At 66.2% G+C, this 18,077-nt stretch carries 19 protein-coding genes; 4 read left to right on the top strand and 15 right to left on the bottom strand.

The window, feature by feature from the left end; translation table 11 throughout:
* Positions 1–121: 121 nt before the first annotated feature.
* From fdxA to AD72_RS25030, 3 genes are read right to left on the bottom strand one after another with little or no spacing between them, the layout of a single operon-like run.
* Positions 122–448: a ferredoxin gene (fdxA, locus tag AD72_RS25020; RefSeq protein WP_031469025.1), complete on the bottom strand. Its 327-nt coding sequence runs from the start codon at positions 446–448 to the stop codon at positions 122–124.
* A 28-nt stretch (positions 449–476) separates the two neighbouring features.
* The gene (locus AD72_RS25025; RefSeq protein WP_031469026.1) at positions 477–1,475 is read right to left on the bottom strand and encodes an NAD(P)/FAD-dependent oxidoreductase; all 999 of its coding nucleotides are present in this window, start codon (positions 1,473–1,475) and stop codon (positions 477–479) included.
* Positions 1,472–2,482, bottom strand: a complete 1,011-nt coding sequence (locus AD72_RS25030) for a cytochrome P450 (protein ID WP_231644957.1) — start codon at positions 2,480–2,482, stop codon at positions 1,472–1,474. The genes AD72_RS25025 and AD72_RS25030 overlap by 4 nt, the downstream gene beginning before the upstream one ends.
* Positions 2,483–3,059: 577 nt before the next feature.
* Here AD72_RS25030 and AD72_RS25035 point away from each other — a divergent pair.
* Positions 3,060–4,070 (top strand): AraC family transcriptional regulator, encoded by a 1,011-nt coding sequence (locus AD72_RS25035; RefSeq protein WP_051898985.1) that lies wholly within the window; start codon positions 3,060–3,062, stop codon positions 4,068–4,070.
* A gap of 6 nt (positions 4,071–4,076) precedes the next feature.
* Here the strand turns inward: AD72_RS25035 and AD72_RS25040 are convergent, their stop codons facing one another.
* From AD72_RS25040 to AD72_RS25055, 4 genes are all read right to left on the bottom strand, one after another.
* A complete protein-coding gene (locus tag AD72_RS25040; protein WP_051898986.1) occupies positions 4,077–4,724 on the bottom strand; it encodes a 3,4-dihydroxy-2-butanone-4-phosphate synthase in 648 nt (215 codons plus the stop codon).
* Positions 4,721–5,236 (bottom strand): flavin reductase family protein, encoded by a 516-nt coding sequence (locus AD72_RS25045; protein ID WP_031469030.1) that lies wholly within the window; start codon positions 5,234–5,236, stop codon positions 4,721–4,723. The genes AD72_RS25040 and AD72_RS25045 overlap by 4 nt, the downstream gene beginning before the upstream one ends.
* Positions 5,237–5,244: 8 nt before the next feature.
* Positions 5,245–6,456, bottom strand: coding sequence for an acyl-CoA dehydrogenase family protein (locus tag AD72_RS25050; protein WP_031469031.1), 1,212 nt, complete (start codon positions 6,454–6,456; stop codon positions 5,245–5,247).
* Between the two features lie 143 nt (positions 6,457–6,599).
* A complete protein-coding gene (locus AD72_RS25055) occupies positions 6,600–7,634 on the bottom strand; it encodes an AraC family transcriptional regulator (RefSeq protein WP_082469148.1) in 1,035 nt (344 codons plus the stop codon).
* On the opposite strand from AD72_RS25055, the gene AD72_RS25060 reads away from it, so the two are divergent.
* Together AD72_RS25060 and AD72_RS25065 are read left to right on the top strand one after the other, a co-directional pair.
* Positions 7,618–9,009, top strand: coding sequence for a dioxygenase family protein (locus AD72_RS25060; protein ID WP_156365368.1), 1,392 nt, complete (start codon positions 7,618–7,620; stop codon positions 9,007–9,009). The two genes, AD72_RS25055 and AD72_RS25060, sit on opposite strands and share 17 nt — an antisense overlap.
* Positions 9,006–10,079, top strand: a complete 1,074-nt coding sequence (locus AD72_RS25065; protein WP_031469034.1) for a maleylacetate reductase — start codon at positions 9,006–9,008, stop codon at positions 10,077–10,079. Before AD72_RS25060 ends, AD72_RS25065 begins: the two co-directional genes overlap by 4 nt.
* Positions 10,080–10,294: 215 nt before the next feature.
* Here AD72_RS25065 and AD72_RS38240 read toward each other — a convergent pair whose 3' ends face one another.
* The 8 genes from AD72_RS38240 to mftA form a co-directional block, all read right to left on the bottom strand.
* On the bottom strand, positions 10,295–10,765 hold the full coding sequence (locus tag AD72_RS38240) for a WhiB family transcriptional regulator (protein ID WP_037347265.1): 471 nt from the start codon (positions 10,763–10,765) through the stop codon (positions 10,295–10,297).
* Positions 10,766–12,400: 1,635 nt separating this feature from the next.
* Positions 12,401–12,784 (bottom strand): hypothetical protein, encoded by a 384-nt coding sequence (locus AD72_RS37245; RefSeq protein WP_197285069.1) that lies wholly within the window; start codon positions 12,782–12,784, stop codon positions 12,401–12,403.
* Positions 12,781–13,545, bottom strand: a complete 765-nt coding sequence (locus AD72_RS25070) for a mycofactocin-coupled SDR family oxidoreductase (RefSeq protein ID WP_031469035.1) — start codon at positions 13,543–13,545, stop codon at positions 12,781–12,783. Before AD72_RS25070 ends, AD72_RS37245 begins: the two co-directional genes overlap by 4 nt.
* A complete protein-coding gene (gene mftE, locus AD72_RS25075) occupies positions 13,542–14,213 on the bottom strand; it encodes a mycofactocin biosynthesis peptidyl-dipeptidase MftE (protein WP_031469036.1) in 672 nt (223 codons plus the stop codon). Before mftE ends, AD72_RS25070 begins: the two co-directional genes overlap by 4 nt.
* Positions 14,210–15,439: a pre-mycofactocin synthase MftD gene (gene mftD / locus AD72_RS25080; RefSeq protein WP_031469037.1), complete on the bottom strand. Its 1,230-nt coding sequence runs from the start codon at positions 15,437–15,439 to the stop codon at positions 14,210–14,212. Before mftD ends, mftE begins: the two co-directional genes overlap by 4 nt.
* A complete protein-coding gene (gene mftC, locus AD72_RS25085) occupies positions 15,436–16,668 on the bottom strand; it encodes a mycofactocin radical SAM maturase (protein ID WP_031469038.1) in 1,233 nt (410 codons plus the stop codon). The genes mftD and mftC overlap by 4 nt, the downstream gene beginning before the upstream one ends.
* The gene (mftB, locus tag AD72_RS25090) at positions 16,665–16,964 is read right to left on the bottom strand and encodes a mycofactocin biosynthesis chaperone MftB (RefSeq protein WP_031469039.1); all 300 of its coding nucleotides are present in this window, start codon (positions 16,962–16,964) and stop codon (positions 16,665–16,667) included. The genes mftC and mftB overlap by 4 nt, the downstream gene beginning before the upstream one ends.
* The gene (gene mftA, locus AD72_RS35290) at positions 16,964–17,080 is read right to left on the bottom strand and encodes a mycofactocin precursor MftA (RefSeq protein ID WP_063890795.1); all 117 of its coding nucleotides are present in this window, start codon (positions 17,078–17,080) and stop codon (positions 16,964–16,966) included. The genes mftB and mftA overlap by 1 nt, the downstream gene beginning before the upstream one ends.
* Before the next feature lie 107 nt (positions 17,081–17,187).
* Between mftA and mftR the strand changes: the two genes are divergently transcribed.
* The gene (gene mftR / locus AD72_RS25095; protein ID WP_051898988.1) at positions 17,188–17,841 is read left to right on the top strand and encodes a mycofactocin system transcriptional regulator; all 654 of its coding nucleotides are present in this window, start codon (positions 17,188–17,190) and stop codon (positions 17,839–17,841) included.
* The last annotated feature ends 236 nt before the right edge of the window (positions 17,842–18,077 follow it).

Genomic DNA, 18,077 nt, shown 5'->3' on the forward strand with positions numbered 1-18,077 from the left:
CGATTCAAGGGGAAGCTCACGTCCACATAGTACTGGTCGAATCGAGCCGGGTCGCTCGGCGGGCCGTAGGCCACGGTCAGGATGTGCTTCGCCGCATTTCCTGTGGGTGGGTTCGTGTTGTTCATTGTTCGCTGCGGACGAGTAGCGTGTCGACGCCGATCGGGCCGATCGCTGCGGCTCCGCCGGGGTTGCCGAGTGGTGCGGAGCGTCCCGGCAGGATCTCGGTGAAGAATTCTTTGTTGTCCTGGCCGAATTCGTCGCCGTTGGTGTGGTCGGCCAGGTGGATTGCTTCCATGGGGCAGGCCGGTTCGCAGGCACCGCAGTCGATGCACTCGACGGGGTTGATGTAGAGCTTGCGGTCGCCTTCGTAGATGCAGTCGACCGGGCACTCTTCGACGCAGGCTCGGTCTTTGGTGTCGATGCACGAGCTGCCGATGACGTAGGGCATGGGTTCTCTTTTCGGTTCGTTGAGCCGGTTATGCGGCTTGCTTGCCGGTGCTGTGTCCGGGGGCTAGCGACCTGCTGGGGTCGAGGTAGGTGGCCGCGTTGTTGACTGCGAGCGCGGCTTCGCCGAATCCGACGGAGATCAGTTTGACCTTCCCCGGGTACCAGGCGATGTCTCCGGCCGCGTGGACACCGGGAAGGCAGGTGCGCATCGCGGTGTCGACGACGATCGCCCGGTCGATGACCTCGAGACCCCAGTCGGTGAGTGGACCCAGGTTGGCCGTGAACCCGAGCGCGGCGACGAGGGCGTCGGCGGGAAGCTGCAGCCGTTCGCCGGACGCTGTCGTGACGACAACGTGGCGCAGGTCCGGGTCGCCGCCGATCGACTCGACCTGGGCGTCGGTATGCACGGCGCACCGGCTTCGCCGCAACTGATCGACGCTGGCGGCGTGCGCGCGAAACCGGGCTCGCCGGTGCACGAGGGTCACCGATTTGGCGATCGGCTCCAGTGCGAGGGCCCAGTCGACCGCGCTGTCACCACCGCCGACGACCACGACGTCCTGATCGCGGTGCGCGTCGAGGCGCGGAACGTGATAGGCCAGGCCACGACCACGGTATCCGGCGGCGGCTTCCAGTGGGCGAGGTGTGAAGGTGCCGATGCCGCCGGTCACCACGATCGCTCCGCAGTCGATCCGGCTCGCCCGGTCGGTGGTCAGCAGCCAGCGCGTCGGCCCGCCGTCCGCTGTGGGCGCCCGGGTGATGGTGCGCGCCTGTTCACCGAGCAGGTAGGTCGGTGAGAACGCGTCGGCCTGCTTTGCCAGGCCGTCGATCAGTTCGCGCCCGCGGATCGCGGGTAGACCGGCGACATCGTAGATGAGCTTCTCCGCGTACAGCGCCGAGACCTGGCCGCCAAGTTCGGCGAGGCTGTCGACGATGAGGACGGACAGACCGCGGAAGCCTGCGCAGTACCCGGCGTAGAGCCCGGTCGGTCCGGCGCCGACGACCACGATGTCCACGCGAGTGTCGGTCATCGGTCGGTTTCCACGGGGTTCTGCCGAGGATCCCATTCCACATGGAGATGATCGGGGCCACGGAACGAGGTGTTGGCGGAGTAGTCGAACGTCTGCCCGGACACCAGGCGCATGTGCGGAAGCCTGCGGGCCAGCTCTTCCAGGAAGATTCGCATTTCGACGCGGGCCAGCGGCGCGCCGAGGCACAGGTGGCGGCCGATGCCGAAGGCCAGGTGCTTGTTCGCGTTCTTCCGGGTGACATCGAGGCGTTCCGGTTCGGGGAACACCTGTTCGTCGTGGTTCGCCGAGCCGGTGATCGCCAGTACCTTCGCCTCGGCGGGGATCGGCACACCGCCGATGGTGGTGTCCCGGGTGGCGACTCGCCGCCAGGCGACGACCGACGAGCTGTACCTGAGGACCTCCTCGACCGCGCCGGGAATCAGCGAGGCATCCTGGCACAGCGCCTCCCACTGGTCACGCTGCTCCAGCAGGGCGCGCAGGCCGTTCGCGGTGGCGTTGGTCGTTGTCTCGTGCCCGGCGAACAGGAAGTTCATCATGGTCGACACGAGGTAGTTCTCGTCGAACAGTTCCTCATTACCGGGCCGGCGCCACGCGTTGATCAGCTCGCTGATGTAGTCGCCGGTCTGCTGCTCCAAGCGCCGCTTCACGTGCTGCTTCGCGTAGGTCCAGTACTGTCCCATCCCGGCGGCGAGCGTCCGCTGCTCCTCTTCCGAGGGGTATCCCCAGGTGAACAGGGCCAGGCGCCCCGAGAACGTCTTCGCCTGCTCCACGTCCTCGTCTGGCACCCCCATCACGGCGAACGCCACCAGAGCCGGAATCTCCCACGCGAAGTCGGCCACCAGGTCCGCATGACCGCGACTGACGAATCGATCGATGTATTCGCCTGCCAGCGCACGGATGCGGGGCGTCACCGCCTCGATCCGCTGGGGGCTGACCATTGCCTCCCGGATCAGCTGCCTGCGGCTGGTGTGGAGCGGGGGATCTTCATTGACCAGGCTGGGCCCCATGACCATTTCCGCCTTGACCAGCTCGTCGGCTGCCGCGGGGCACAACTGCTTGAGGGGAGTGATGGACACCGAAGCCGAGAATGCCGGGTCCCGGAAAACCTGCCGGACATCGTCGTAACGGGAAACGACCCAGTAATCGAGCGAGGGACTGTAAAAGACGGGCTCTTCCTTGCGCAGCGGTCCCCAGAACGCGTACGGGTCCGTGAGGTAATCGGCCGCGAAGGGATCGAACCGGGCAGCTGCCCCGGTGACCGGGCAGCGACCCGGTGCTTCCTGGCCTGCCTGCTGTTCCGTGGACGGCGACATTGCCACTCCCACCTTTCCTTATCCGATCTCCACCGGCGAGACCGTGTTGGTGCGATGAACGTAGGTCCGTTTCGCCCGGCGGCCTATACGCGTCGCGCCGCCGCTGGACAGTTCCCGCCGCCTGGTTCCATCTGGCCACCTGATGCGCCACTCTGGCCGTTTCGCGAAACCCGATCCGGATACGGCCGCCCATTCGAACCGGGACCGGTTGACACCGGCGGGGGCGCTCCGACACTGGGAGAACCACGGATTCACCTAAGGAGCGCCCGGAATGACGGTCTCGGCTTACCCTGGTGAAGCAGCGGGCCCGACGACGCTGCTCTCGAAACGGGAGATCTGCCGCACCAGTTCGCTGGAGGTCATCAGGGAAAACCTCGGCACCGTTTTCTATCCGGCACGCGTGGACCCTGCCGAGCGCCACGGCGGGCGACCGGCGTCGCTGCTCGCCGCGGCGTGTGGGCTCGACCTCACCGTCGGGTTGCTTTGGTTCGGGTCGGACATGCTGATCGACCCGGGCGCATTGGGCACGTATCACGTCAACGTGCCTGTCTCGGGATCCGTCGCGTCGGAGTGCGGTGGCCGCCGGTCGATGGCGACGGTCCAGAGAGGTGCGGTATTCACGCCCCGCGATCACACTCTCCTGCCTCGGTGGAGCAAGGACGCCACGCAGATCTGCGTCAAGATCCGCAAAACCGCTGTCGAGGCCGAACTCGAGGCGCTGCTCGGGCACCCGGTCGCCGGTGACGTCGACTTCGAACTGGGCTTCGACCTCGGGACAGCGCAGGCGCAGAGCTGGCTCGGCGCGCTCCGGATGGCGCTCGCCGAACTCGACCGGCCGGGCAGTCTGCTGGAAACGTCACCGAGCTACCGGCGCTACCTCGAAAAGGCGCTCATCGCTGGGCTGCTCTATGCCCAGCCGCACCGGTTCCACGCCGAACTCACCGCCGAACAACCACCGGCGCGCCCACGGACCGTCAAGCGCGCGATCGAACTCATCGAAAGCGATCCCCAGGCGACCTATTCACTCGCCTCCCTCGCCCGGCATGCCGGAGTCAGCGCCCGGCGGCTCCAGGTCGCGTTCTCCGAGACTCTGCACACAACGCCGATGGCCTACCAGCGTCGGGTGAAACTTGAGCATGCCCGTGCGGAACTGCTGGCGGGCGGGCACAGCACCGCGGAGGTCGCGTACCGATGGGGCTTCAGCAATCCTGGCCGGTTCGCGGCGTACTACCGGGACGTTTACGGGGAATGCCCTTCGGACACGCTTCGTCGGATCACCTGAGCCGGTTCACTGCCCGGCCCACACTTCCCGCAACCGGTGCTCGGCGATTTCCGAGATCGAAACCAGGTCGAGGTCGTGTTCGCGGACGAAACCATGCAGGACGGCGCCGCGCGCGAGCGCACCCGAACGCGGCGAACCGACGATCTCCGCGAACCCGCCCGCTGGCTGAAGACCGGCCAGTCGCATCAGATCGACCACGGCTTCGCTCCGGCCTCGCCTGGTCAGCACTCCGCCAACGTCCGCCCGCACGGGCACGACGTGCCCGGGCCGGGTGAAGTCGTGCGGTCGCGCGTCGGGCCGGGCCAGCAGCGTGATCGTCCTGGCCCGGTCCGTCGCCGAGATACCGGTACCGGTTCCGACGGCGTCGACGGTCACGCGGTATCCGCCGCCGGATCGCGGATACATCGGCGGTAGGCCGAGCCGGTCGCACACGGCTTCCTCCATCGGCACCCGGAGGAATCCTGTGGTGTGCTTGACGAGGAAGGCGATCCGGCGTGGCGTGGCCGCCTCGGCAGCAATCACCAGCGCACCTTCGCCGCTGCCACCTACGTCGTCGACAAGCACGACGGGCCGACCCGTGACCAGCGCGGCAAGGGCGCGCTGGACCCGACCGGCCGCCGGGGCCAGCTTCGCCTGTCCGATCTGCGTGCTCATCGAGACACCAATTCGCCGCTGTCGTCGAGGCGGCGGAAGCGGCTGCCGTGGAACACCAGCGGCGCCGTGTCCGGCGCGGTCGCCAGGCGATGCACGCGCAGCAGCACGATCGTGTGATCACCCGCGGGCAGTTCCTCGTGGATCGAGCAGTCGTACAACGCGGCCGCCCCGACGACGAAGACCGCCTCGTCTCCGCTGGCGGACCAGGTCACTCCGGTGAACCGGTCACCGTCCTTACTGGACAGTGCGCGGCAGGCCTGATCTTGTTCCTCCGCCAACACGCTGATCCCGAGCCGGCGGCTGCCCCGCAGCCTGGGCCAGGTCGCCGAGGAGTTCTGCACACACACGGAAATGAGCGGCGGTTGCAAGGACACCGAAGTGAACGAGCTGACCGCCATCCCGGCAGGTGCTCCGTCGTGGAGGGCGCTCATGGCGATCACGCCGCTGGGGAAGGCCCCGAAGGCCCGCCGAAGCAGGGCCACGTCGACGCCGATCGGTTCGAGGGAGATCATGAGCCGCCTCAGACGTCGATGGTCAGAGGTTCGTCCGCGCCGAGCAGCAGCCTCCCGCGGGCCTCCTTGCCCAGCTCCGGCATCACCAGCGCGTGCCGCCCGGCGATCTCGGCGTCGCGCCAGATCCGGCTGAGCACGTTGGCATCGGCGAAGGAGGACGCGCCGTTGGCGGTCATCAGCCCGTCGATGCCCTCCTTCACCAGTTCGGCGATCACGCCGGTGTCCATCCGCACGCGGGCGCGAGTGCCCCGCTCCAGCTGGACCCGCCCGGCGGCGGCCCCGTCGATGTCGGCCGCGGCGCGCCGCATCAGCAGCTCGGCCTGGTCGAACCGGCTCGCCGCCTCGGCGACGGCGACCTGGTGTGTCGGCGAGTTACGGGCGTTCGTGTAGTAGGTGTAGGCGATGTTCTTCGGTGGCAGCTTCGCCAGCGTCACGTCCAGTGCGTGCCGGGCGAGGCCGAGCTGAGCGGCGACCAATACCAGCGAAGCCACCGGGATGAACGCCATGTTGGCGTTCTGCTCGTCCGGCTTGTGCGAGGTCGCGAAGCGGCCCTCCACCATGTCGGCGAAGCTCTGGATACGGTGGTCGGGCACGAAATGGTCCTCGATGACGATCGTGTCGCTGCCCGAACCCTTCATACCGGCGACGAACCAGGTCGGCTCGATCCGCCAGGCGGTGGCCGGGATCAGCGCCAGCGCGCGCGGGTCCTGCCCCTCGGGGACATCCAGCGCGATCCCCAGCGTCGCCCAGGTCGCGGCGAACGAGCCCGATGCGTACCCCCACCGGCCGCTGACCAGGTAACCGCCGTCGACGCGTTCGGATTTCAGCGGTGGGGAGAAGATCCCACTGGCGTGCGCGTCCGGGTCGGCGCCGAACATCTCCTCCTGGGCGCGATCGGAGAAGGTCGTCGAGAACCAGGTGCAGACGTTGAGCAGCGCGGCGGCCCACGCGGTGGAGCCGTCACCGTGACCGATCTCCGCGACCGATTCCATCATCGTGCGCAGGTTCGCCCCGAGGCCACCGAGGCGCTGCGGCACCATGATCTTGAGCAGGCCCGCCGCTTCGAGAGCGTCGAGGACTTCCGGTACGACCTTGCGTTGCGCGGAAGTGGCTTCGGCATGCTTCTCGATCAACGGGATCAACGCGGTGGCGCGGGCGATGATGTCGGTGTCGGGGGCGGTCGCTTCGTGCAGCGACGGCGAGTCGAGTGTTGTTGTCATGACACGGTCTCCGCTCATCTTCGTTGACGTTCCCCGACAGGCGGGGGTAACAGCAACGCTAGGCGGATTTCCGGGTGTGTCTGCCCCGATCACGACGCACGGCGTCCTGATTGCGAAACCGAATGTGTCCGAAGTGGACGCTCCTACCGGATACGACGCAAGGTAACCGAGGGCGCCTCGCCGAAGCGCTCGCGGTAGGCGCTGGCGAACCGGCCGAGGTTGACGAACCCCCAACGGTTGGCGGCCTCGGCCACCGAGGACGCTGCGGCGACGAGGTCGTCATGGGCCCGGTCGAGGCGGACCGCGCGGACATACCGGCTCGGGGTCATCCCCAGGTGCTCGCGGAAACCCTGCTGCAGCCTCCGGCCGCTCACCTCGGCCAGCCGCGCCATGTCAGCCAGTGACCACGGCTTCTCCGGAGCCGCGTCGACCGCGTCCATGACCCGTTTGACCGTGCGCGGCCGGGCAGGCGTGCGCGGATCCCGCAACTCGTCCTCGTAGTCGTGGTGCTGTGCCAGCACCAGTCCGCCGACCAGCATCCGCTCGAGGTACTCGCGATGCCGGTCCGAGCGATGCACCAGGCTGTCCGGATTCTCCAGTTCGGACAGCACAAGGCGCAGCGTATCGAGCCAGCTCTTGCCCGCTCCCCGGGTCAGATCGAGGTCGATACCGAAGCGGACAAAGGAGCCCACCGGATGGCCCAGCAGCGTCTCGAGTTCCTCCTCGAGGGTGCGCGGGGAGATCTTGATGCACAGCTGTGCGGCGTCCGCGCTCCAGCCCGGCAGGACGGTGTGCTCGCGCGGCGTGAACACCGCGGCGTGCCCGGGAACGGCCAGCATCTGCCGCGGACCGCACTGGGTCACGACGCGGCCCGAGAGCGGGATGTTCACGTGATACGAGCCGAGCGCGCCCGGATCGACGCTCGTATCGACGCCGAAACGCACCAGGCCGAGCGTGAGGTGGCCCAGCCGTGAGGCGGTGAGCCGGGACGGCCGCACCCCCTCCTCCGCTCGTCCGGTCGGCGCCACGCGAGCGGGGTAGAACACCTCGTTGAGCTGGTCACGGAAGACGTCGAAGGGAGCCACCCGGCACAGCTCACGAAAGCCCAGCCTGGTGGGAGGGCCGTCACCGGGCTCCTCGACGAGAGCTCGGGATCCACCCGTGTCCATCGTGTGCATGTCGCGCCCCTTTGCGCTGTTCGGACACCACTTGTCATGCTCGACGGCGAGTCGCGCGCTGTCAAACCACGGTAGGAGCGCCCTATTCGGTCACAAGCCGGTTCGCGCACCGGCCGGCCGGATCGCGAACCCCACTGTGTTCGCGATCCGGCCGCGCATCCGCGCAAGGCGGCTCGCCTACGTCCGTCGTCGCGCCTACGTTCTGGTGACATCGTCACCGAACGAGGAGCCCACTGTGATCGTCGAGAACGCCTACCTGCGGATCGTCCCCGGCCGCGAAGCCGATTTCGAACGTGCGTTCCGAGCGGCCCAGCCGATCCTCACCGGCGCGCAGGGCTGCATGTCGGCAGGCTTATTCCCCGACGCCGAAAATGATTCGGTCTACCTGCTCCAGGTCACCTGGCGAACCCTGCGGGACCACGTCGAGACGTTTCCCGACAGCGAGCCGGGGCGCCGGTTCGCCGAGCAGATCGCCCACTTCTTCGACAGCGCACCGGAGGTACGGCACTTCGACACGACGGACGTCTCCGCGGAACCGGCCACCTCGACGGTCGTCGACAGCTTCCGCGACACCCCGGACCCGCGGCTGCGCGACATCCTGGGCGCCCTGACCAGGCACCTGCACGCATTCGTACGGGAGGTCCGGCCGTCGGTCGCGGAATGGGAGCAGGCCATCGAGTTCCTGACCGGCGTCGGCCAGACGTGCACCGATACCCGCCAGGAGTTCATCCTGCTCTCCGATGTGCTCGGCGTGTCGATGCTGGTCGAAACGATGAACGCCCAGCACACCGGCACCGCGAGCACGGTGCTCGGGCCGTTTCACATGACGGAATCACCCCGTCGCGCGCTCGGGGACTCCATCGACCTGATGGGCACGGCACGCCCGTGCGTGATATCCGGCCGCGTACTCGGCGCCGACGGCGAGCCGGTGCCCGGCGCCGACATCGACGTGTGGCAGTGCACCGAGGACGGCTTCTACGACGTTCAGCAACCCGACGTCCAGCCACCGGGCAACGGCCGCGGCCGATTCACGACCGACCAGGACGGCCGCTACTGGTTCCGCACCGTCGTGCCGAGCCACTACCCGATCCCCACCGACGGTCCCGTCGGACGGCTACTGGATTCGAGCAAGCGGCACCCGTACCGCCCCGCGCACGTCCACTTCATCGCAGGCGCGGACGGCTATCAGGAACTCACTACCCACGTCTTCGTCGCAGGCGGCCCGTATCTCGACTCCGATGCCGTGTTCGCGGTGAAGCCGAGCCTGGTGGTCGACTTCGCGGAGTCCCCCGACGAGGCCGATGCGGCCAGCTACGGCGTCACGGCGCCATTCGTCCACGCGCAGTTCGACATCGTTCTGGAGAAGAGCTCGTGAGCGCTTTCGTCCATGACGCCCTCCCGATGCGAGTCGTCTTCGGTCCGGGACGACTCACCGATCTCGCCGCCGAGGCCGCCAGGCTCGATTTGCACCGGCTCCTCGTGTTGTCCACACCGGATCAGCGCGACCTCGCCGAGCGCGCCGCCGACCTGCTCGGCCCGCTGGCGGCCGGGGTGTTTTCAGGTGCCCGAATGCACGTTCCCGCCGACACCGCAGCGGCCGCCCGCGACCACGCCCGCCGGATCGGCGCGGATGGCTGCGTCGCGGTCGGCGGCGGCTCCACCATCGGCTTGGGCAAGGCCATCGCCCTCGACGCGGGCCTTCCGGTCATCGCCGTGCCCACCACGTATTCCGGTTCCGAGATGACACCCATCTGGGGCATCACCGAAGCCGGCCGCAAGCGCACTGGCCGCGATCGGGCGGTGCTGCCACGCACAGTGCTCTACGACCCGGACCTGACCACCGGGCTGCCTGCGCCGTTGTCGGGAACCAGCGGAATAAACGCGATCGCGCACGCCGTCGAGGCGCTCTATGCCCCCGACACCTCGCCGATCATCGAACTGTTCGCCGAAGAAGGCATCCGCTGTCTCGCCGCCGCCCTACCCATCATCGCGGTCGACCCGACCGACCGCGACGCCCGATCACAGGCACTGCGCGGATCCTGGCTGTGCGGCGCCTGCCTCGGTGCGACAACGATGTCGTTGCACCACAAGCTATGCCACGTGCTGGGCGGCACGTTCGAGCTACCGCACGCTCCCACACACGCGGTCATGCTCCCTCACGTCGCGGCCTTCAACCTCCCCGCCACGCCAACCGCCCACGCGGCCCTGTGCCGCGCGCTGGACACCGCCGACCCGGCCCACGCACTGGCCGACCTCGGCATCGCCGTCGGCGCACCCTGCTCGCTGGCCGAACTCGGGCTTCGCGACACGGATTTGCCCGAAGTCATCAACCAGGTCCTCGCGCAGCCGTACGCCAACCCGAGACCGCCCACCCACGACGACCTCGAAACCCTCCTCAGCGCCGCCCACACCGGAGCCACCCACCTCGTCTCAAGGCCGTGGTAGACATAGCAGCGTATGCGCTCGCCGAGCCGCGATCACGGCGAGGCTCACAGCTGTAGCGAGCAAGGGCATCCGTTCCACGCTGGCCAAGATCTCCGTTACCCCTCGTGGTGGCCGGGTCCAAGCAGCCTTCGGGGCATTCTGGCGCTGTGGGAATGTCTCTGGTTCCCCAGGTAAGTGGCCCGTTAAAGTCTGGGACGCTGCGATGGCGGGATTCCTCATGGAGCGTCGACGCCTGCAGCAGCCACGGAGCATCGTGGTTGATCATTGCGTTCGCTGTACTCGATAGCAGGGCTTGTCCATTTCGTCGTTGCAGCATCGCGAATTCGAGCGCGCTGCCGCCGGACGGCTGCGGTGTGAGCCTGCCGGCATGCGGCACAGCGGCAGTGGTGTTTGGTGTATCGGGTGTTTGTGCCGTGCGTTGGGCGCACGATGGGGACGGGGAGTCCGTGCTGTTCGGCATGGTGTTCGCGTTGGCCGGCGGTCATGCCGCCCCAAACGCCCCACGGGTCTCCGGTTGCCAGTGCTTCGGTCAGACAAGCCGTGGCAACCGGACATTCTTGGCAGATCTGGATGCAGCGTCGTCGTTGGTCGGCTTCGCTGCTATGCCAGTCAAGTTCCGGGTGCGCGCCGCATAGCGCCGCGCGGTACCACGGTGCTTGAGACCGACGTGTAGTAAATGCGCTCATTCCATTTCCCCCAGTCGCAACGGTTGGCTACTCGGTAGTCTCTTCGGCCGCGTCGCCCCGTTGTCGCACGCGGGCGCTACGCAGGGCTAGCGCTTGGAAATACGCTGAGCGGCCCGACTTGACCCGTTGGCTATCTGTCCCAGCGTTCGTCGCGGCGTCGATGCGTTCGAGTGCCGCTGCGCGCGCAGGATCCGTGCGCGCGGTGCGGTCGGTTGTCTTTGCCCACGATGCGTGGGCGGCCAGTCGTGCACGAAGCGAGCGCTGTTGCGCTGTCATTCCCCCAGACATAGCCCCACTCTTATCACAGTCGTTGTGTTGATGTGGTGACACAGCAGCTCGATCGCGTGAATACGGACATATAGACGCGTGAAAACATTTGAATTTCCTGCGGGAGTCGGCGTGCACGTCGATTCCGAAAGCAAGCGACCCTATCTGAATCCGCAGCGATTCAATGCATCGAATCGAAGATTAGAAGCATGTAGGGGCTGAGCGCTATGCTGACCTGGGAAAACGCACTTCATCAGCGAGCGTGGGTTCTACAATCTCTAGGTCTTACGAACACCTCATGACGACCACCCAATTGAGCGATGCTACCGCTCAGTAGAACGGTTTGGGGATGCTTGCGAGTTGAATTGCGCGGAGTTGACCACGGAGTGCTCGTCAGGACTGCTGCCTATCGTCTGTGGATTGGGAGTCCGGCGGCAGGCTTGCAGGACACAGCCGGGTGAGCGGCGACGGCTGGCTGCACCGACCTGGTGGCGGCGATCATATGTGTAGGGAGGCGAAGTGAGCGGTACTTGACCTTGACGGTTCCTGGCTGCGAGTGCTGATCCGGTCGCTGTGCGCGTGCCCACTTGAGCTACTGCCCCTTCTTATGGCGGGCTCGTGCGCGAGCTGAGGCCAATGCCATCCGTTGAAAGTGCGCTTTTCGCAGGTTCTCGGCGCGAATCGACCGTTCCCGATCTGACGGTCGGCCCTCTGGATCGGCCTCTTTCTCGAATCTGTCGGCGAACGCCCGGCGTGCTCGTTCGGTTGCTGATGACCGGTCTTGCTCGCGTCCCCATCGCGGAATGCGCCGCTATTCGTGCGCGTAGTGCGCGACGATTGTCATTCGTGTCAGATGGCATCGCGTCTCAACTCCCACATGGTGCAACGAGGCAGTTCTCGTGTTCAGGCCTCGTGGGAAGACCAGTAGGGGAGAGCGTTGCCAATTGCTACGACCAGGTCGACGATTCTCTTCCAACCTGGTGGGAGGCGATGCTGATCACTCTACCACTGTCGAGGGGGACTGGTTACCAATTCAACTGTTGTGCTGTGTTCTCGAACTTGTCCGCGCTGTTGGAATACGGCGACCTATCGTGATCCGTTGGAGCGTTCAACCCAAAGGTGGGACCAGTCGCGAGGCATCCGAGCTCCGGTTCCGCCACAGTCGTTTGCGGCTCGCAAGTCCTAAGCGATTCGACGTTGTGACACCTGCTTCCGGAGAGCAGAAGCTTTTGCCTCTAAGGCCTCTACCAGCGAATATAGTACTGCAATCCGCCACATGGACCCCGGAAACCCCATCATTCGCCACCAGTTCATGCCACGAAACGCGATCATGTCCCTGGCGTGTCGCGCCCAAGCGGTCGGCAGCAGTTAGGTGCAGATAGTATAAAAGCGGTATTTCGCTGCTGGGGCGGTGTGCAACTCACAGACACACGCACGTAGAGCCCGGGGGAACTGCGTGTGGGCGGCTTCGCTGCCAGTCAACGTTAACGGACCGCTGTATCGAGGGCGATTCCTGTGCGTGCGGCCCGATATCGTTTCTTCGAGGACGGGGTAACGTCGCGCGAGCGCGGCGCTGGCTGTGTCGTTCACGCGGATCCGGTCCCGCTCGATCAGTGCTGTCGCCGCGTCGGTGAGGCGTAGCGCCCGCAGCGGGGTGCCGCCCATCAGGATGCGCCCGTTCGCCAGCTGGGTTACATCTTCTCGGATCCGGATCTCGAAGCCGTCTGGAAGTCGGGCGGGTGTGGTGGTCATGATGTGAAACCGCCGTCGGCGTGCAGGACGCTGCCGTTCATCACTCGACCGGCGGGCGCGGCGCACAGTGCGATGGTCTCGGCGATCTCGCCGGCGGCGATGGGTTCTCTGATCAGTTGGTGGCGGGCCAGTTCTTCGATGGTGACGTTGTAGAGTTGGGCTGTGGCTTGCAGCATCGGTGTGTCGGTGGATCCGGGCGAGACGGCACAGGCTGTGACCCCTGTCCCGGCCAGATCGGCGGCCAGTCCTTTTACCATGCCGACCACGGCGTGTTTGGCGGCGTTATAGGCGGCGAGACGAAACATGCCATGGGTTCCGGCAGCGGAGGCGACCGCGACGAATCGGCAGCCGGACGGGTCTGGGCCGGCGAGCATGGCCGGTACCGTTGTGGCCGCGGTATTCCAGACGCCTTTGGCATCGACCTCCCAGAGCAGGTCCAGGTCGGCGTCGGGGGTTTCCCACAGTGGGGCTCCGCCGCGCATGACTGCGGCGCAGGCGATGGCGACGTCGAGACGATGCCAGTGTTCGAGTGTGCGGGTGACGGCTTCGCTGAGCGCGGCACGGTCACGGACGTCGACGACCTCGGCGAGCACGGCGTCACCGTGTGCGGCCGCGACGGCATTGAGTTCTGCGGGTGTGGCCAGGGGTGGCCCCTCGCAGGAGTCGACGGCCATCACCCGGTATCCGTCTGTGACCAGCCTGGCCACTGTGGCCGCACCGATGCCGCGCGCTGCGCCGGTCACCAGCGCTACGCGGTTCATGACGTGACCGATGTGGCCGTGCTGACAACCGCGTCCACCATGCGCGCGAGCAGTTGTCCGCCTTCCTCTGCGGTGGCGCCCGCCGGATCGCCCAGTACCCCGTTGGTGGAGACCGCATCGACCCCGCCAGCGATGAGGTCAGGCAGGATGTTGTCCAGGGGTTGGGTGTTTCCTTTCTCGGCACGATCGAGGTGTACCGATTCGGGGCGGATGTGCAGCATCAGTGAGGTTTCGGTGCGACCGGCGTGCAAGTCAGGACCTGTTGTCGCACATGGTATCCACGCGATGTCGTGTCCTTCGGCGACGAGCTGGCCGACTGCGGCGTCGATGGCCGGTAGGTTACCGCCGTGGGCATTGACGAGCAGCACGCGCCGTGCCCAGACCCGCATCGAACGCACCAGCTCGATCAGTAGGAGGCGCAGCGTGTCGGTTCCGATGGAGCTGGTGCCCGGGAAACCTTGGTGCTCGCCGCTTGCCCCGTAGGCGATGGCCGGGGCGCTCCAGGCGCCGAGTATCCCGGCCGCCGTGTGAGTTACGGCTGTTGCGATCGCGGTGTCGGTATCGAGGGGGAGGTGCGGACCGTGCTGTTCGATCGACCCGACTGGCACTAGTACGAGTCCGGCCTGGTCGAGTTCGGGCCAGGTGGTGTCCGCGAGGTGATCGGTCATCCGCCCGCGACCTCCGGAGTCCGCGCGCCGAGCGTGCGTTGGAAATCTTTCCGCACCAGCAGATGCTCCGAGGTGAGTTCGTCGGTAGACGAAACGCCGAGACCCATGAGTGCGGAGTCGATGCCGCTGCGCAGGATGTCGAGGACGTTTTCCACTCCGGTCTGGCCGTTCGCTGCCAGCCCCCACAAGTAGGCTCGGCCGATCAGCACCGAGCGCGCTCCCAGGGCGAGGGCCTTCACGACGTCCGAGCCACGGCGGATACCGCCGTCGGTCAGGACATCGAGGTCGTGACCCACCGCGTCGGCGATCGGTTTGACCATCCGGATCGCGCCCGGTGTGCCGTCGAGATTGTTACCACCGTGGTTGGACACCGAGAGACCGGCGACACCCGCGTCGCGAGCCCGTAGTGCGTCGTCGACCCGGCAGACGCCTTTGAGCACGAACGGCGTTCCGCTGATCTGCGCCCACTGCTCGCGCATCCATGCCACGTCTTCCCACGAGGGGGGCGGGGTGGTCATCCACTCGTGATACGCCCCGAAGAACGTCGGTGCCGCACCGTCGGGTGAGGCCAGGTTCGGCGCCGTCAAGTCCGGAATTCGGCCGGTACGGCCGAATTCGTAGAGCCAGCGAGGCTTGGTCAGCACCTTCGGCGCCAACCGGACCATCGTCTTGAGATCGACCTTCTCCGGAATTTCCGGGCTTCCCCAGTCCCGGCCCATCGAGAACGACCAGTCCAGTGTGGCGATCAGGCCGACCGCACCGGCGGCGTGCGCGCGCCCCATCCGCTGGATCATGACCTCGCGATCGCCGGTCCAATACATCTGAAAAAATGTCGGCGCACCGGTGGCGGTGACCTCCTCGACCGCTTTGGAGGCGAAATTCGACAGCGCCATCACGGTTCCCCGTGCCGCGGCCGCGCGGGCCACGGCGACCTCGCCGTCGGGATGCACCGCTTGCACGCCGGTCGGGCTGATCAGTACCGGCAACGAAACGTCTTGGCCCAGGACTCGGGTGGCCATCGACCGTTCAGGACGCTGCCCGGCAACGTGTGGCGCGAAACCGAGCTCACCGAACGCGGCTTCGTTGTCATCGATCGTCTGGCCTCGTTCGGAACCGGCCACGAGCGCTCCGTACACCGGGGCGGGCAACCGTTTCCGGGCGCGGCGTTTCGCCACGGCCACCGACTCGAACCACGGGTTCTGTTTCCAGGGGCTCTCGAGCTTCATGGGCAGCAGCCTTTCTGATCCTGCACTTCCGGTGTGTAGTCGGCCAGCGGGCTCTCGGCACATGCGGATACCGGCGGACGGCTCAGCAACGTCAGCATCACCGGCTGGTTTCGCGTCGGCGCGGTTTTGGAATGGTCCTGACTCGGAGAGGGAACGGTACGTTTTTCCGCCAGCGCGGTCTCGCCGAGACCACGCACGCACTCGGGATCGGGGCCGTCGAGCGGCAACCCGGTGAAGAACTTCGCGGCCATACACCCGCCGCGGCACGAGTCATAGAACGAGCATTTCGCGCACGCGCCACCAGTCTGCGGCGAGCGTAGTTCGGTGAACAACTCCGAAGACTGCCACACCCGCTGGAAACCGCCATCGGTCAGCAGGTTGCCCGCCAGGAAGTTCTCGTGGATCGCGAACGGACACGCATACACGTCACCGATCGGATCGATCAGACACACGACCCGGCCCGCGCCGCAGAGATTCAGCCCGGGCAGAGGTTCCCCGAACGCGGCGAGATGGAAGAACGAGTCGCCCGTCAGCACATTCTCGCCATGGGCCATCAACCAGTCATAGAGCACCTTCTGCTGTTCGGGAAGCGGATGCAGCTCGTCCCACACATCCGCCCCGCGTCCCGAGGGACGCAGCCGCGTCAACCGCAGCGTCGCCCCGAATCGGTCCGCCAACGCCTTGAACTCATCGAGTTGCCCGATGTTCTCTCGAGTGCAGACCACCGAGATCTTCGCGTCCTCGAACCCCGCAGCCTGGAGATTTCCCAGCGCGGTCAGCGCCGTGTCATACGAGCCGGGACCTCGCACGTGGTCGTTGACTTCCGCGGTCGCACCGTCCAAGGAGATCTGGACGTCGACGTAGTCGGTCGATGCCAAGAATCGCGCTCGTTCGGGAGTGATCCGCACACCATTGGTGGAGAACTTCACGCCGACCTGATGGTTGACCGCGTACTCCAGCAGATGCCAGAAATCCGGCCGGATCGTCGGCTCGCCACCACCGATGTTGACGTAGAAAACCTGCATCCGCTGCAGCTCGTCGATCACCGCCTCACACTGCCGGGTGCTCAGCTCGCGCGGATCACGCCTGCCTGAAGAGGACAGGCAATGCGCGCATTCCAGATTGCATGCATACGTCAGTTCCCACGTCAGACAGATCGGCGCGTCCAACCCCAGCTCGAACTGGTCGATCAACGAACCGCCGGTCGGACGTTCCCGCAGCGCGGTCATGCCGCCACCTCCTGCGCTTGGGGTCGAATCATGTCGGTATCGGCCAGTCCACGCAGCGCCGCGCAATAGGCCGAATACTGGGTCTCGGGAACACCGGCGCCCATCAGCGCCGACCGGATGTCGGGATGCGTATCGAGCTCCCGGAGCACCGACACCAACTCGGGGCGTTTGAGAAAAGTGAGCTTGCGATTGCCGAAGTGATACGCCAGCGCACCGAACGGCTCGGGGCGTAGCGCAACCGAGGGAGACAGTGCCCACGCCTGCTCCAACATCGTCTCAGGCTCGAAAGCAGACATCAGTACACACCGCACATACCGTCGATCGAGACCTCTTCGACCAGCAAATCCGACGTCACGACCTCGGGCTCGTCTGGGTCGTTTTTGCTTGCTGCCACACGGGAATCGTCAGTCATGTCCACTCCTTTAACATGAGACCGGGATATCCGGCACTGAGTGCCGAATAGGCGATACGATAACGTCACGGTGTGACACAATCAATAGTCCCGATGGACGAAGACCGATGAACGCTCCTCGCCACAACGCAGACAGCCACAGACGAGGACGACCGCCGAGCACCAGCGCGCGCGAACTCGAGCGCGCCGCGTTGCGGCTGTTCACCGAACAAGGTTTCGACGACACCACTGTCGAAGACATCGCCGCCGCCGCGGGGGTAAGTCGGCGCACCTTCTTCCGCTACTTCGACACCAAAACTGCTGTCTTGTGGCACCAGTTCGACGGTGAGGTGCAGCGCCTGCGCGCCGCGTTCGACGCTGTTCCCGCTCGAACATCGCTCATGGACGCGATCCGTGAAGTCGTCGTTCACGTCAACCATTACCGCGCCGAGGACGTGCCCGAGCTACGCGCCCGGATGCAGCTCATCAGCACCGTCCCCGCCCTCCAGGCCAGCGCGGGCCCGCACTATGACGCCTGGGAACGAGCGGTGAGCGACTTCGCTGCAAGCCGTCTTGGCCAACGCCCCGACACCCTGTATCCCCTCGCGATCGGCCGCACCACACTCGCTGCCTGCCGTGCCGCCTTCGACCAATGGATCGCTACTGCGGACACCGACCTCACCACCTACCTAGACCTGGCTCTCCAAGCGCTCGCCAACGGATTCGAGGGGGAGAGAACGGGGCAGGCCAGTCGGCGAGTCAGATCCCGACGGCGTTGCTGAGATCGGCTCGATCGAGCTCGGGCCGTGCAACGTGCCTGCAACCTTGGCTCACCTAGCTTGTGTGTATTCGCGGGACGCCAGCTTTGCAGGATTCCTGATGGCGAGTCCTGCGAAATGAGAGCGTTGCCGGTCATCAGCTGATGAATCGGCAGGAGAGCAACCATGACACAGCCATGCGAACAGGATTCGACATTGGACAACTTGTTTTCCGAGAGTAGGACCTTCCCGCCGAGTCA

The organism is Sciscionella sediminilitoris (assembly GCF_000737195.2).
Classification (GTDB): Bacteria; Actinomycetota; Actinomycetes; order Mycobacteriales; family Pseudonocardiaceae; genus Sciscionella; species Sciscionella sediminilitoris.